The sequence below is a fragment of the Acidovorax sp. FHTAMBA genome (assembly GCF_038958875.1).
Taxonomy (GTDB): Bacteria; Pseudomonadota; Gammaproteobacteria; order Burkholderiales; family Burkholderiaceae_C; genus Acidovorax.
In genome coordinates this window covers 3,075,113-3,089,253 of the sequence record NZ_CP152407.1, presented here as the reverse complement: position 1 = coordinate 3,089,253, position 14,141 = coordinate 3,075,113, and the positions used below count along the sequence as shown (strand labels likewise).

General features: G+C 65.5%; 12 protein-coding genes. 5 read left to right on the top strand and 7 right to left on the bottom strand.

The features are described 5' to 3' along the window. The first annotated feature begins 38 nt into the window (after positions 1-38). Positions 39-881, top strand: coding sequence for an ATP-binding protein (locus AAFF19_RS14475; protein WP_342720448.1), 843 nt, complete (start codon positions 39-41; stop codon positions 879-881). A 194-nt stretch (positions 882-1,075) separates the two neighbouring features. Further along, complete coding sequence (locus AAFF19_RS14470) at positions 1,076-1,615, top strand: EF-hand domain-containing protein (protein WP_342720447.1); 540 nt, start codon at positions 1,076-1,078, stop codon at positions 1,613-1,615. A 134-nt stretch (positions 1,616-1,749) separates the two neighbouring features. On the opposite strand, the gene AAFF19_RS14465 is transcribed toward AAFF19_RS14470, so the two are convergent. Then, positions 1,750-1,908 (bottom strand): DUF3309 family protein, encoded by a 159-nt coding sequence (locus AAFF19_RS14465; RefSeq protein WP_008904256.1) that lies wholly within the window; start codon positions 1,906-1,908, stop codon positions 1,750-1,752. Positions 1,909-2,264: 356 nt separating this feature from the next. Here AAFF19_RS14465 and AAFF19_RS14460 point away from each other — a divergent pair, with 356 nt between their 5' ends. After that, the gene (locus AAFF19_RS14460; RefSeq protein WP_342720446.1) at positions 2,265-3,218 is read left to right on the top strand and encodes a ketopantoate reductase family protein; all 954 of its coding nucleotides are present in this window, start codon (positions 2,265-2,267) and stop codon (positions 3,216-3,218) included. Between the two features lie 144 nt (positions 3,219-3,362). On the opposite strand, the gene AAFF19_RS14455 is transcribed toward AAFF19_RS14460, so the two are convergent. From AAFF19_RS14455 to AAFF19_RS14430, 6 genes are all read right to left on the bottom strand, one after another. Further along, on the bottom strand, positions 3,363-4,334 hold the full coding sequence (locus AAFF19_RS14455; protein ID WP_034693659.1) for a 2-hydroxyacid dehydrogenase: 972 nt from the start codon (positions 4,332-4,334) through the stop codon (positions 3,363-3,365). A 131-nt stretch (positions 4,335-4,465) separates the two neighbouring features. Continuing rightward, positions 4,466-4,777 carry a helix-turn-helix transcriptional regulator gene (locus AAFF19_RS14450; RefSeq protein WP_342720445.1) on the bottom strand — a complete coding sequence of 104 codons (312 nt, stop codon included), beginning with the start codon at positions 4,775-4,777 and terminating at the stop codon, positions 4,466-4,468. A gap of 133 nt (positions 4,778-4,910) precedes the next feature. Further along, the gene (locus AAFF19_RS14445) at positions 4,911-5,243 is read right to left on the bottom strand and encodes an EthD family reductase (RefSeq protein WP_342720443.1); all 333 of its coding nucleotides are present in this window, start codon (positions 5,241-5,243) and stop codon (positions 4,911-4,913) included. 115 nt (positions 5,244-5,358) lie between these two features. Further along, complete coding sequence (locus tag AAFF19_RS14440) at positions 5,359-7,203, bottom strand: ABC transporter ATP-binding protein (protein WP_342721858.1); 1,845 nt, start codon at positions 7,201-7,203, stop codon at positions 5,359-5,361. 107 nt (positions 7,204-7,310) lie between these two features. Next, on the bottom strand, positions 7,311-7,778 hold the full coding sequence (locus AAFF19_RS14435) for a CopD family protein (protein WP_342720442.1): 468 nt from the start codon (positions 7,776-7,778) through the stop codon (positions 7,311-7,313). Positions 7,779-7,885: 107 nt separating this feature from the next. Next, on the bottom strand, positions 7,886-9,244 hold the full coding sequence (locus AAFF19_RS14430) for a diguanylate cyclase (RefSeq protein WP_342720441.1): 1,359 nt from the start codon (positions 9,242-9,244) through the stop codon (positions 7,886-7,888). Positions 9,245-9,677: 433 nt separating this feature from the next. Here AAFF19_RS14430 and AAFF19_RS14425 point away from each other — a divergent pair, with 433 nt between their 5' ends. Together AAFF19_RS14425 and AAFF19_RS14420 are read left to right on the top strand one after the other, a co-directional pair. Beyond that, on the top strand, positions 9,678-12,848 hold the full coding sequence (locus tag AAFF19_RS14425; RefSeq protein ID WP_342720440.1) for an EAL domain-containing protein: 3,171 nt from the start codon (positions 9,678-9,680) through the stop codon (positions 12,846-12,848). A 116-nt stretch (positions 12,849-12,964) separates the two neighbouring features. After that, positions 12,965-14,038 (top strand): sensor domain-containing diguanylate cyclase, encoded by a 1,074-nt coding sequence (locus tag AAFF19_RS14420; protein WP_008904265.1) that lies wholly within the window; start codon positions 12,965-12,967, stop codon positions 14,036-14,038. The last annotated feature ends 103 nt before the right edge of the window (positions 14,039-14,141 follow it).

Below are 14,141 nucleotides of genomic sequence, written 5' to 3'. Positions count from 1 at the left end.
TCCACGCGCAGCCGTTGTCCAGCGCATAAATCCGAGCCATGTTTCGCACCCGTCCTCCCTGGTTTGCCATGGTGTGCGTCGGCATCTGGGTTTTGCAGCTTGCGTTGATTGCGATTGCCTTTCACTGGATAGGGGCGGTGGGCACATCAGGGCAGCGGTGGTGGGAGCTTGCGGTGGTGGGGGTCTCGATGGGGCTTGGGGCATTGCTGCTGGTACAGCTCCCCAGGGCCATGCAATGGCGCCCCCGCCTGAACGTTCGCCCCAGCGCCGAGCTGATGGCCGAGCGCCGCCGCATTGCCAGGGATCTGCATGACCACCTGGGTTCGCAGCTTGTCAATGCCATGGGCCTTCTCGACAGGGATCAGCCGCGTGCGCGTGACATCCGTGCAGTGCTTGAAACATGCCTGCTGGACCTGCGCCTCGTCGTTGACTCGATGGATGGAGCGCAGGACACGCTGGCCGACCGCATGGCCCGCCTGCGCCACCGCATACAGCCAGTGCTGGACCAGCGGGGAATCGGCATGTTGTGGGACGTTGACATACCCCCGGGTCCCCGTTTGCCGCACGCAGGCAGCGCGGACCAGCTGGTCGCCATCACGCAGGAAGCCCTGAGCAACATCCTGCAGCATGCCAGTGCGACCGAGGTGTCTGTGTCCGCCCGGTACATCGCGCACGCCGGACTCTGGCTCTGGGAGGTGTGTGACAACGGCCTGGGGATGCCTGCTGCAGATGCTGACCCCGAAAGCACCCGAGGGACGGGTTTCGGCCTGAAAGGGATGCACACCCGGGCCGGACTGGCGGGGGGTGAGCTTCAGATCCTGCAACGGGAGGCAGGAGGCACGCGAGTGCGGGTGATCCTGCCCACGGGCGGCGGCGTTTGATCGAATGGAGCACCGCCATCTGGCGCCCCCACTGCGCCCCCGGCGGTCTGAAATAGGGCGCAAAGCGCCCTGTTATCCGGCCGCCACCGCAGCAAGCGCCGGGTAACCTGCGCATATGGGGCGAAGCCGCCACCCGTGAAACGCTTGCGTTCACGTGTTGCTGTGGCGCTGTCGCCCCTCGGGAGAGCAAAGCGATGTCACCTCTTATTTCCGGTCTGGTCAGCTCGGTTGCGTCCATGATCTTCAACGCAGCTACCGCGGGCCCGGGCAAGGCGCAGGCCGCGCGCCGCAATGGCGAGGAGACCCCGGGGCCATCCTCGTTCCTGCACTTGAGTCCCGAGGCAGCGTCGCTGGCCGGCATGGCGGGCAAAGGCGTGGCGGTAGGCACAGGCAACAGCGCACTGCCTTCAGGCATGGGGGTGGGCAGCATGCACGGGCGTTCAGTGTCCCGCGAGGACTTCCAGACGCTGCTCGAGCGTTTTGGCGCCACTCAGGCGCAAAAAGATCAACTGGTAGCGGGGTTTGACACCAACAACGATGGCAGGATTGGCCAGGACGAGTTCCTTCAGGGTCTGTCGAAAACCCGGGGCGCGCAGGCCGGCAGCGATTTTGCGCAGACCGTGCTCCAGCTCATGGACAACGCCGGAAACGCAGACGGCACCGTGGCACGGCAGGAGTTCGCAGCCTTGACGACCGCATTTGGCTCGGCACAGAGCGGCCCACGGCAAGCATGATTACCGCGCTGCTACGCCGGCGCCCACAAAGCACAAAAGCGACCGGAATGGTCGCTTTTGTGCTTTTGGCATCTTGCTGTCAGTGGCTGCTGTGAACGGTCAGCTCCTGACTTGCAGGAGCCCCGGGTTGCCGGTCATATCCGGCCCATGAGCAGCAGAATCACCAGGATCAGCACCACCAGCCCGATACCGCCACTGGGCCCATAGCCCCAGGAGCGGCTGTGGCCCCAGGTGGGCAGCACGCCGACCAGGATGAGGATCAGGACAATCAGCAGAATCAGGGAGAGTGACATGGCATTTCCTTGTTGTGGGTTGAGGTGAATGCATTGTTGGGCGGGCCTTTTGCAAAAACCGCAGGCGCCGCGCTTGCGGGATGGTCAGGGTTTTCCGACACGCGTTGTGGGATGGAAGCAGGCAGTGGGTCTGCGACCTCCAAAATGCTATATAAAACATAGCTAATGGCGCATGGTGGTAAAGCGCTGAGGCCGTGTTTGATGGTTTTTAAAATCTTGCCGCGCGCTGTCGTTTGGCGGGCCACGGCTGCCAGCGGTCAGGCCGGGGTTGCAAGGGATCCGCAGGGTTGCATGCCCGGGCCCGTTGGCCGGGGCAATACCATCCATCCACGTCCATCTCTTCGTTGCACTGCACCATGCCTGAATCCTCGTTGCCTGCCGCCACCAGCTCCGCCCACCCTCCGCTGCGCATCGCCGTGATGGGCGCCGGGGCGGTGGGCTGCTACTTTGGTGCCTTGCTGGCCCGTGCGGGCCATGCTGTCACCCTCATCGGTCGGCCCGCACATATGGAGGCGGTGCGCCAGCACGGCCTGCGGTTGCAGACGGCGGCGATGGATGTGCAGGTGCCCCTGGCGGCCAGTACCGAGGCCAGCGCGGTGCACGGCGCAGACGTGGTGCTGTTCTGCGTGAAGTCATCCGACTCTGAAAACGCCTCGCAGCAGATACGCCCGCACCTGGCCCCCGGCGCGCTGGTGCTGACCTTGCAGAACGGCGTGGACAACGACGAGCGCGTGCGCGCCGTGCTGGACGCCAGCAACCCCGTGGCGGCCGCCGTGGTGTACGTGGCCACCGCCATGGGCGGCCCGGGGCATGTGGTGCACCATGGCCGGGGTGAGCTGGTGATTGCGCCTTCGCCGCGCAGCGACGAGGTGGCCCGCCAGCTCACGGCGGCGGGTATCCCCACACAGGTGTCCGACAACGTGCGCGGTGCGCTCTGGGTCAAGCTGGTGCTCAACAGCGCCTACAACGCGCTGTCGGCCCTGTCGCAGCAACCCTATGGCCCGCTGGTGCAGGTGCCCGGCGTAACGCAGGTAATTGCCGACATCGTGGCCGAATGCCTGGCGGTGGCGGCGGCCGACGGGGTGACGATTCCGGGCGATGTGCAGGCGGCGGTGCGCGGCATTGCCAGCACCATGCCCGGGCAGTATTCGTCCACCGCGCAGGATCTGGCGCGGGGCAAACCCACGGAGATCGACCACCTGAACGGCTATGTGGTCCAGCGCGGCGCGGCCCTGGGCGTGCCGACGCCGCTGAACCATGCGCTGCAGGTGCTGGTCAAGCTGGCAGAGATGAAACGCACCGCCGGCTGAGGCGGAATTCTGAAACCCTTGCACTCGCCAGCGCGGTGTTGAGGCCTATCGGTTGTTGCCGCAGAGGCTACGGAGAGAGAAGCAGTCCGCTGTCGATGTGAGTGACCGGACGAGCCCCTGCCTGACCGACCGTCGCAGCAAGCGTCAGGTCGGGCGACCTGTGCCTGGCACCGGCACCCGCACCGCCCCGGTGGCGTAGAAGGCGTGCAGATTCTCCAGCACGAGGTCTGCCATGGCGCGGCGGGTTTCGTGTGTGGCGCTGGCGGTGTGCGGGGTCAGCACCACGTTGTCCAGCGCCATCAGCGCGGCGGGCACGGTGGGTTCGTTTTCAAACACATCCAGCCCGGCACCGGCAATGCGCCGCTCGGTCAGGGCATCGACCAGGGCTGCCTCATCCACCACGCTGCCCCGCGCCACGTTGATCAGGTAGCCCTTGGGGCCCAGGGCGTTGAGCACATCGGCGTTCACCAGGTGGCGCGTGCCGGCGCCCCCGGCCACGGTCAGCACCAGGTAGTCGGCCCACTGCGCCAGCGCCGTCACCGCATCGAAACAGGGCAGCGGGCAGCCCTCGACCGGACGGCGGTTGTGGTAACCCACCTCCATGCGGAAACCGCTCGCACGCTCGGCCACGGCCTGGCCGATCCGGCCCATGCCCACAATGCCCAGGCGCTTGCCCGATACCCGGGAGCCCATGCCAAAACGCGCCTGCGGCCATGCGCCCTGGCGCACGAAACGGTCGCTGGCGGCAATGTTGCGCGAGACGTCCAGCATCAGCGCAAACGCCATGTCGGCCACGCAGTCGTTGAGCACACCGGGCGTGTAGCCCACCTGCACGCCGCGGGCCCTGGCGGTGTCGATATCCAGCGCATCAAATCCCACGCCAAAGCTGCTGATCACCTGCAGGTTGGGCAGCGCGGCCATGACATCGCCCCGCAGCCCGATGGCGGCTGTTGTCACCACGCCGGTGAACTGCGCGCCGTGCGCGGCCAGAAAGGCCGCCGCGTCGGGCTGGTCGGCCAGGCACGTGACCTGGTAGTGCGCGGCCAGTTCGGCCTCCAGCGCAGGCAGGGGCGCGCGGCCGATTTGAAGGATGCAGGGCTGGGAAGTGGTGGTCATGTCAGAAGGGGCAGAGAAGGCCATAAAGAAAGGGCTGGACACGCCAGCATGGCGCCCCTGGTGTGGGGCGGGAGCGGGTGCGGGTGCGCAGGGCGCGAGACTGCCCGGACGGTGCCTCGCCCGGCCTGCGTTCAACCATCGGCCGCGGCCGCATTGGCCACAGGTGCACGCGGGGCCAGCACGAACTCCGGGTGTTGCCCGGTGAGCAGCAGAAACATGGCAAACACCGGCCCCTGCATGTTGCGCTCGTCGGACGTGCTCTCCAGCGCCTGCCAGGTGCGCGACTGCACGCCGCCCCGGCTGCCCGTTTGCAGCGGGTAGCCCATCAGCTGGGCCGCCTGCGCCTGGCTGAGGCCCGCAGCGGTGCGCGCGGCCTTGAGCTGGTCGCCGGTGGGGGTGAGCATGAGCAGTGGTGTGGGGAACAAGGGCGTTTCAGGCGTCATGGCGGGCGGGTTTTATCGGGCTGCAGATTCGCAAAAAATGCTATTGTATTTGTAGCTATTGGCGCTTTATGGGTAAGCGCTGGAGGCTAATTTTGCTCGAAATTCTACTGCCGCCATTACATTGCACGGGTTTCTATGCCGCCGTGGTCAAGCTGTGTTCGTTCAGCTGCGCGATGTACGACTCTGGCGCAATGTTGGTGTAGTTGGGCACGTCGGCCATCAGCACCGCCGCTGTCTGTTTGGCAGCGGTCTGCGCCTGCGTCAGGTTGCCAAAAAACGCATTGGTCAGCGCCACCACCTGGCCGGGGCGGGGCTCACCGGGGTAGAGCACGCGGTCGCTCTCCAGCCGCACCAGGCCCAGCGGCTCCAGTGCCGCGCGGGCAATGCGCATGTGTTCGCCGTGGTAGTAGTCGTGGTTGAAGGTGGCGCCCTCGCGCCAGCGGTACAGGGCGGTGACTTTGATCATCGAGGCCTTTCCATCCGGTAGTTGAAAACCGCCACCGTAGGGATAACTCACCAGCTGCACAGCCGCTTGCGCGACAGTGAGTCGCCCACGCGGCTCAAGTCCCCTTCCTGCGACGTCAGTCCTCTTCCGATTCGCCCAGGAACCCGCCGCTCTGGTGTCCCCACAGCCGCGCATACACGCCACCCTGGCCCAGCAGCTGTGCGTGCGTGCCTTCTTCCACAATGCGGCCCGCGTCCATTACGATCAGGCGGTCCATGGCGGCGATGGTGGACAGGCGGTGGGCAATGGCGATCACGGTCTTGCCCTGCATCAGGCTGTGCAGGCTTTGCTGGATGGCGGCTTCGACCTCGGAGTCGAGCGCACTGGTGGCCTCGTCCAGCAGCAGGATGGGCGCGTCCTTGAGCATCACGCGCGCAATGGCCACGCGCTGGCGCTGGCCGCCCGAGAGCTTCACACCGCGCTCGCCCACATGGGCGTCGTAGCCCGTGCGGCCCTGCAGGTCGGTCAGCGAGGCGATGAAATCTGCTGCCTCGGCGCGCTCGGCGGCCTTGTGCAGGTCGGCCTCGCTCGCGTCGGGGCGGCCGTACAGGATGTTGTCGCGCATGGAGCGGTGCAGCAGCGAGGTGTCCTGCGTGACCATGCCGATATTGCGGCGCAGGCTGTCCTGCGTGACGTGGGCGATGTCCTGCCCGTCGATAAGGATGCGGCCCGACTGCACGTCATGAAAGCGCAGCAACAGGTTGACCAGCGTGGACTTGCCCGCGCCCGAGCGGCCGATGAGTCCGATCTTTTCGCCGGGGCGGATGGTCAGATTGAGCTGGTCAATGACCGGGCGGGCGCCGGGGCCGCTGCCGTAGGCAAAGCTCATGTCCTCAAAGCGGACCTCACCCTGGGTCACAACGAGTGGTTGGGCATCGGGCGCATCCACCACCGTGCGCGGCCGGGTCAGCGTGTTGATGCCGTCCTGGATGGTGCCGACGCTCTCGAACAGCGTGGTCATCTCCCACATCACCCAATGGGCGTGGCCCGAGACGCGCAGCGTCATGGCGGTGACGGCCGCCACGGCCCCGGCACCGACCTTGCCCGCAGACCACAGCCACAGCGCAGTGCCACAGGCGCCCAGAATCATCGCCACCACGAGGATGTGGTTCACGATCTCGAACCGGCTCACCAGCCGCATCTGCGCATAGCCGGTGAGCTTGAACGCGTCCATGGCGGCACGCGCAAATTCGGATTCGCGCCGCGTGTGCGAGAACAGCTTGACGGTGGCGATGTTGGTGTACGCGTCGGTGATACGCCCGGTCATCACCGAGCGCGCATCGGCCTGCGCCTTGCCCACCTTGCCCAGGCGCGGCACAAAGTACCAGCAGGCCAGGCCATAGGCCACCATCCACGCGGCAAAGGGCACCAGCAGCCGCGCGTCGAACCCTGCCAGCAATACCAGGATGGTGACGAGGTAGATGCCCATGCCGATTACCACGTCGGTGGTGGTGAAGATCATGTCGCGCACGGCGAGGGCCGTCTGCATGATCTTGGTGGTGATGCGGCCCGCAAACTCGTCCGCGTAGAACGCCATGCTCTGGCCCAGCATCAGGCGATGAAAGTTCCAGCGCAAGCGCAGTGGGAAGTTGATGGCCAGCACTTGGTGCTTGACGCTGGTCTGTACAGCCACCAGCACCACCGAGGCTAGCAGCAGCGCGGTGATGCCTATCAGCGCGCCCCGGCGTTCGGCCCACAGGGCGCCCGGGGCCGTGGTGGCAATCCAGTCCACCACATGGCCCAGCACCGCAAACAGCAGCGCTTCATAGATGGCAATGGCGGCAGACAGGCCCGCCATGGCGGCCACGTAGCCGCGCAGGCCACGGGTGCCGTCCCACACGAAGGCCATGAAGGCCTTGGGCGGCAGGGTGGGTTCGGCGGGGGGGTAGGGGGGTAAGCGACTCTCGAAATACGTGAACACGTGGCAGGGCTCCTCAGCGCTGCGATGGTAGAGGAGGCCTGCGGACACGGTGTGTCAGCAGTCGCTTGTCCGCAACTGCAGCAGGGCCGGCACGGCCCCCCGCGGGCCTACATCAGCAACGTGACCACCACAATCACCACGCCCAGTGCCAGATTGATACCCACCAGCGTGCGGATGCTGCCCAGTGCCTTGCCACCGGCGGCCCAGTCCGAGGCCGCCACCGCACGCTGCAGTCGGCGGAACAGCGCAAAACGGATGTGGCCAAAAAGCGCCATCATCACAATGCCCAGCGCGGCCATGATGGTCCAGTCCAGCGGCATTGCAAAGCTGCCGCCAGCCTGCACTGTCTGCTTGGCCACGCGGCCGATCATCCACAGGCCGCTGCCCAGCACCACCACCACAGCCACGCTCACGGCCGCAAAGAAGCGGCCCAGCACATCGTGCATGAGCCGCACGCGCTGTGGCGGCTCCAGCGACTGCGCTGCGGGGCGCAGGAAGAAATGGGCAAAAACCATGCCGCCAATCCATACGATGATGGAAAGGACATGGACGAGCTGAAGGGCGTTGTAGAGCATGGCGGTGGGGCAGGTGTGGAAGCCCCGGATTGTCCATGAGGCGCAATCCCCGTGCTGCCTGTGTATCACTCGGCCCACTGGGGGCATTGCGGCTTCGTTACCGCTTCTCAGGCCGGCGGCGGCGCCACGCGCACCTGGTTGCCGCCGCTTTTCTTGGAAAGGTACATCGCCTCGTCGGCATGCCCCAGCAGGTGGTGCTCTTCACCACCATGGTCGGGATAGATGGCCACGCCAATGCTGGGCCGGATGCTGAGACGGATGCCCTCCAGGTCAAACGGTTGACCAAAGGCCGCCAGGATCTTCTCGGCCGCAGCGGCGGCGTGCTCGCGGGCATGGCCGCTTTCCAGCAGCACCACAAACTCGTCGCCCCCCAGCCGTGCCACCGTGTCGGAGCCGCGCACACATTCCAGCAGCCGCTGGGCCACACGCTGCAGGAGCAGGTCTCCCATGGCATGGCCCAGGGTGTCGTTCACCTGCTTGAAATCGTCCAGGTCCAGGAAGAGCAGCGACAGCAGGCTCTTGTCGCGCCGGGCGCGGGCCAGTGCGGTCTTGAGGCGGTCCAGAAACAGCTGGCGGTTGGGCAGGTGCGTGAGCTGGTCGTACTGCGCCATGTGCTCCAGGCGTTCCAGCATCTGCTTGCGCTCAATCGCGGCCGCGACCTGGGTGGATACGAACTGCAGCAGCTCCTTGTCTTTCTCGGTGTAGCGCGCCTGTTCTGTAAAGCTTTGCAGAACCAGGGCACCAATGGGGCCCTTTTGCGTGTGCAGCGGAACGCCCAGCCAGTACAGGGGCGCTTGGTCTGGGGGTAGGTGCCCGCGCAGCGCATCGCGCAATTCACGCGCGTGGGGTGTCAGAAACAGCGTGTTGGCGCTGCGGATCACCTCGGCGCACAACGCGTCCTGCACGCTGCGCAGCGGGGCAGGGTTCGGGCCGTGATCGCTCACGTGGTACGGGAAACTGAGCGCTCCACTGCCCGCATCGTAGAGAGCCACCGCAAAATTGCTTGCCGGCAACAGCCGTCCAATGATTTGGTGGATGTGCTCGAACAGGGCCTGCAGGTTCTGCGTGGTGTGGGCGGCTTCAGAGATCGCGTAGATCACCTCGTGCATGGACTCGGTGAACTTGCGTTCGGTGAAGTCGTGTGCCACTGCCACACGCACCTGGTGCTCGGGCAGCCACCGCGCCGTCCAGCGGATGTGGGCAATCGATCCGTCCTTGCGAACGTAGCGGTTTTCAAACTGCAGCTGAATCTGGCCCTCGGTCACGCTCTTGGCCTGGCGCTGCGTGGCCGCAAGATCGTGCGGGTGCACCATGTCCAGCATGCGCTTGCCGATGACCTCCTCCGGGGCGTAACCAAAGATGCGTTCAAAAGCCGGACTGACGTACACGATGGAACTGTCGGGCCGAACCACGCACACAGCGTCGAGCAGGATGTCTACGAGGTTCTGGGGAAGAATGCTTTGCATGGGGGCGCGCACAACGTGCATGAAGCGGCCATTGTGCCGTGTGCCCCCCTGTCTGTGCGGCCCGGGCGCAGCTCGCAGGCCAAGGGGTTTCTGTCCTCAGAGATTTATGCTTCTGTATTGATAGCATGTCGCGCTTGCTGGAAAAGCGCTGCAAGCGGTTTTTATGGGAACTCAGGTGGCGCACTGCACAGTCAGGGCTTTGCAGGGCACTGCCCTCGCAATGTCGACCGTGTGGCGCTGAATGCACTTTCCACCAAATAACTCATTGGTAACCGGTTGTTGTACCGGCGCTGGTTTCAAAGCATGTTGGAATGCCGCTATCCTGCGCGTTCGCGCTGCGACGGATCGCGTGTCGGCCGCCGCCGCCCATTGCTCCTGCATTTCTGCCAAGGCCGTTCTGATACCGCATGTCTTTGCCAACCCGCCAAACGCCATGGCCCCACTGACGCACAACGGTCGATACCGGCACTGGCTTGTCGGGCTGGGGGTAGCTGCGCTCGGGGTTTCGGTGAGTTCCTGGCTGGCGTGGGAGCAGTACCAGTCCGTGGCCGGCGTCGAGCGCACGCGCTTCATCCAGGAGGCGCGTGCCTTTTCCGATGCGTTGAGCCAGCGCATCGAGGGCAACACCGAAGTTGTCTACGGGTTGCGAGGCCTTTTTACCGTCAATCCGAACCTCACACGTGCCGAGTTCGACCGTGTGGCCAGCAACCTGGACGTGGGTACACGGTTTCCGGCTGTGCGCAACCTGTCATTCACGCGGTGGGTGCCGGGCGCAGAGCGGGCCGCATATGAGGCGCGGGTGCGGGCCGATACCTCGTTGTCGGCACAAGGGTTTCCGGATTTTTCCATCCGCCCGCCCGGCGAACGTACCGAGTATTTCGTTGCCGAGTACCTGTGGCCCATGGTGGGCAATGAAAGCGTGCTCGGCCTGGATATCAGCGCGCAGCCCACCAATCTGGCAGCCATGCAATACAGCCGGGACAGCGGGCGCACTGTCGCTTCGGCACCGTTCGATCTGATCCAGGAGGAAACGCACAGAGCAGGTTTTGTGATCCGCGTGCCGGTGTTCGACCCAACGGCGGGCACCCCGGAGCCGCGCTTTCTGGGGGCGGTGGCGAGCACCATCCGTGTGTACGACCTCGTGCAGGTGCTGGGCGGGCAGGGGTTGCTGCGCGGGATTGCCGTGTCCATTGCCGACCATGGGTCCGTGCGGGCCGGGACCACCGATACCACCATGCGGCCCCTGCTGGCACAGTCCGCACAGCCGCTGCCGGGCGCCGAACCGTATGTGCGGGACGTCAAGGTCCACGACCGGCTCTGGCGCCTGACGTTTCACCCTGCCCAGTCCTTCCTTTCGGCCACAGAGGCCCGCCTGCCCGCGCTCATCGGCCTGGCCGGTGCGCTGGTGTCGATCCTGCTGGGCACTACGGCGGCGCTGCTGGTGCGCCAGCGCACGCTGGCGCTGGCGCGTGCGCATGCCTCGGACGAAGCGCGCCAGCAAAGCGAGGAACGTTTTCACGCCCTGTTCCACCAGGCCAGCGTGGGCGTGGCGTTGCTCGACACCGCAACCGGACGCTTTCTGCGTGTCAACCAGTGCTTTGCAGACATCCTTGGTTACACCCCCGACGAGATGCTGGCATTGAGCAGTCATTCGATCACTCACCCCGCTGACGAAGCCACCGACGCCCGCCAGCTGGCCTTGCTGAGAAAAGGCGAGACACCCCAGTACCGGGTGGAGCAACGCCTGATTCACCGGCAAGGGCATGAGGTCTGGGCGGATCTGACCGTATCTCCCATGTGGGTGCCAGGGGCGGCACCTGACCACCACATCGCGGTGGTGCAGGACATCACCTCCCGCAAGCGCATGGAAGACCATCTGCGCACCAACGAACTGCGGCTGCGCGCGATTCTTGAGCGCCTGCCCATGGGGGTCTGCCTGGTGCAGGACGACGGGAACATCAGTTTTCGCAACCGGCGTTATGTGGAGATCTGCGGCTACACCGAGGCTGCCGTGCCCGATGTGGAGATCTGGTGGCAGCGCGCCTTCCCCAACGTGGGCGAGCGCGAAACCATGCGTGCGCTGTGGGAGGCCGCAACCCACAAAGCGGCGGCGTCTGACGGCGTGGTGCCTGCGGCGGAATACGCCATCTGGTGCGCAGACGGCATCAAGCGGGCTGTGGAGATTTCGGCCGTGCAGCAGGTGGGCGGCTACCTCCTCACCTTGCAGGATCTGAGCGAGCGCAAGGCGGCCGAGGAGGAAATCAAGCACCTGGCCTACTACGACCCCCTCACCAGCCTGCCCAACCGCAGGCTGTTGATGGACCGGCTGCAGCAGGCGCTGGCCACCAGTGCCCGTCACCACCGCAGTGGTGCCGTGCTGTTGCTCGATCTCGACAATTTCAAGACCTTGAACGAAACCCGCGGCCACGACAGTGGCGACACCCTGCTGCAGCAGGTGGCGCACCGGCTGCGCAGCTGCGTTCACGAGGACGACACCGTGGCGCGCCAGGGGGGGGACGAGTTCGTGGTGGTGCTCGAAGACCTGGGCGACAACCCGGAGGAAGCAGCCGCCCGTGCGGAAGAGGTGGGCCAGCGCATTCTGGCCGCCCTGCGAGAACCCTACATCATCAACGGTGTCGCGCACCACAGCTCGCTGAGCATGGGCGTCACCATCTTCAGCGACATGCGCGAGACTGTGGACGAACTGCTCAAACGCGCTGACCTCGCCCTGTACCAGGCCAAGGATGCAGGCCGTGACACCCTGAGGTTCTACGACCCCAGGATGCAGGCTGCCGTGAGCGCCCGCGCCGCGCTGGAGCTGGACATGCGCATCGGGCTGGCGCAGGGCCAGTTCGAGTTGTATTACCAGCCGCAGATCGACCGCGGCCGGATCACGGGTGCCGAGGCGCTGCTGCGGTGGCGCCATCCGCGTGACGGGTTTGTTTCCCCGGCGCACTTCATTCCGCTGGCCGAAGAGACCGGGCTGATCTTGCCGCTGGGGGAGTGGGTGCTGCAGGCTGCCTGCGCACGGCTGGCGCAGTGGGCCGCGCAGCCTGACCTGGCAGGGCTGGGCCTGGCGGTGAACGTGAGCCCGCGCCAGTTCCATCAGAGCGGCTTTGTAGCCCAGGTGCTGGCCGCACTGGCCAGCTCGGGCGCGCAGGGCCAGAAGCTCAAGCTGGAGATGACCGAAAGCCTGCTGCTGCAGGACGTGGAAGACACCATCGACAAGATGGGCCAGCTGAAGGGCTACGGCGTGGGCTTTTCGCTTGACGACTTTGGCACGGGCTACTCGTCGCTGAGCTACCTCAAGCGCCTGCCGCTGGACCAGCTCAAGATCGACCAGAGCTTTGTGCGCGACGTGCTCACCGACCCCAACGATGCAGCGATTGCGCGCACGGTGGTGGCGTTGGGCACCAGCCTGGGCCTGCGCGTGATTGCGGAGGGTGTGGAGACCGAGGCCCAGCGCGAGTTTCTGGAGCGCCACCATTGCCACGCCTGGCAAGGCTACCTGCTCAGCCCCCCTGTGCCGGTGGCCGATTTTGAGGCGCTGGTGCGCCGTACCAATGGCGCAGTAGATGGCAGCCCTGTGCAGGCTGGAGCCTGAAGCACTTGCGCTTCGCCGCAAGTGGCGCGTGAGTGGCAACGCGCCGCTGGAAACCCTTCAGACCCGCAGCCTGGCAGTGCCACCTATGATGCGTTCGCTGCCCCGCTGCCCCTGCCATGTTTTTCAAGAATCCTCCCCAGCCCGTGACGGTTCCCCCGGCGTCATCCACGCAGGCCTTTGACGCCCAGCGCGAGCGGTCGGTGATTGCCGAGATGCTGCTCAGGCGTTCGGCCAAGCTGATCCTGGGGCGCAGCGAGCTGGAGATCATTCGGGGGGTGTGCCAGGCCATCGTGGATGTCACCAGCCACATCCGTCTGGCCTGGACCTGGTTTGGCCCTACCGACACGCAGACCCTTCGCCCGCAGGTGTACGCCGGCCAGGCTGCGGCCTATGCCGAGTCATTGACCATCGAGCGCAACCTGCTTACCCGCATGGGCCCGGCCTTCTCGACGCTGGACGGCAAGGCGGCGGGCCCGTTCACGGTGTCACAGTTCTCGCTGTTCGGGCCCTGGCGCGAGGCCGCGCGCCACCATGGAATCCACCACGTGCTGGCCTTGCCCATTGCCTCCACCTTCAATGGTTACAGCGGCATCTTTGTGCTGTATGCCGACCGCGACGGCTACTTTGACGAAGTCGGCGTGAGCCTGTTTGCGGGGTTGGCCGAGCTGTTCGGCTCGCTCATGACCGTGGCCGCCGAGCGCCAGGAACTGCAGCGCGCCGCCTACCACGACGCGCTCACCGGGCTGCTCAACCGCCACGCGGTCGACCTGATCGACCGGCGCGTGTACCGCGCCTCGTTGTTCGAGCCCGCCTCGTCCATCCTGCTCATGGATCTGGACCGTTTCAAGAGCATCAATGACCGTTTTGGCCACGATGCCGGCGACAAGGCCCTGCAGGCGGTGGCCCGGGTGCTGACCGACGCCCTGCGGCGCGGCGACGAAATCATCCGCTGGGGCGGCGAGGAGTTTCTGGTGTGCCTGCCACAAACCGCGCTGCCCGACGCGCTGAAGGTTGCCGAAAAACTGCGCCGGGCGGTAGAGGGCATCACCGATCCCGAGCAGCTCACCGTTTCCATTGGCGCGTGCGAGATCTCTGCGCTGCAGCACCTTCCCCAGGCGGTCGCCCGCGCAGACGAGGCCCTGTTCCAGGCCAAGTCCGGCGGGCGTAACCAGGTGTGTGTACTGCCCTGAATTTGGGTGCGGTATATACCCAAAATTGATAGCATCCAATTGTTATTGGATAAGCGCTAAAAGCTGTTTTTGCTGGTTTTTTGAGTGATGAACGGCGGTAGAG

Coding starts and splice junctions, on each gene's coding strand:
- AAFF19_RS14420 (WP_008904265.1), top strand. CDS start 12,965: ATGTTTTTCAAGAATCCTCCCCAGCCCGTGACGGTTCCCCCGGCGTCA.
- AAFF19_RS14430 (WP_342720441.1), bottom strand. CDS start 9,244: ATGCAAAGCATTCTTCCCCAGAACCTCGTAGACATCCTGCTCGACGCT.
- AAFF19_RS14450 (WP_342720445.1), bottom strand. CDS start 4,777: ATGACGCCTGAAACGCCCTTGTTCCCCACACCACTGCTCATGCTCACC.
- AAFF19_RS14470 (WP_342720447.1), top strand. CDS start 1,076: ATGTCACCTCTTATTTCCGGTCTGGTCAGCTCGGTTGCGTCCATGATC.
- AAFF19_RS14445 (WP_342720443.1), bottom strand. CDS start 5,243: ATGATCAAAGTCACCGCCCTGTACCGCTGGCGCGAGGGCGCCACCTTC.
- AAFF19_RS14425 (WP_342720440.1), top strand. CDS start 9,678: ATGGCCCCACTGACGCACAACGGTCGATACCGGCACTGGCTTGTCGGG.
- AAFF19_RS14460 (WP_342720446.1), top strand. CDS start 2,265: ATGCCTGAATCCTCGTTGCCTGCCGCCACCAGCTCCGCCCACCCTCCG.
- AAFF19_RS14475 (WP_342720448.1), top strand. CDS start 39: ATGTTTCGCACCCGTCCTCCCTGGTTTGCCATGGTGTGCGTCGGCATC.
- AAFF19_RS14435 (WP_342720442.1), bottom strand. CDS start 7,778: ATGCTCTACAACGCCCTTCAGCTCGTCCATGTCCTTTCCATCATCGTA.
- AAFF19_RS14465 (WP_008904256.1), bottom strand. CDS start 1,908: ATGTCACTCTCCCTGATTCTGCTGATTGTCCTGATCCTCATCCTGGTC.
- AAFF19_RS14455 (WP_034693659.1), bottom strand. CDS start 4,334: ATGACCACCACTTCCCAGCCCTGCATCCTTCAAATCGGCCGCGCGCCC.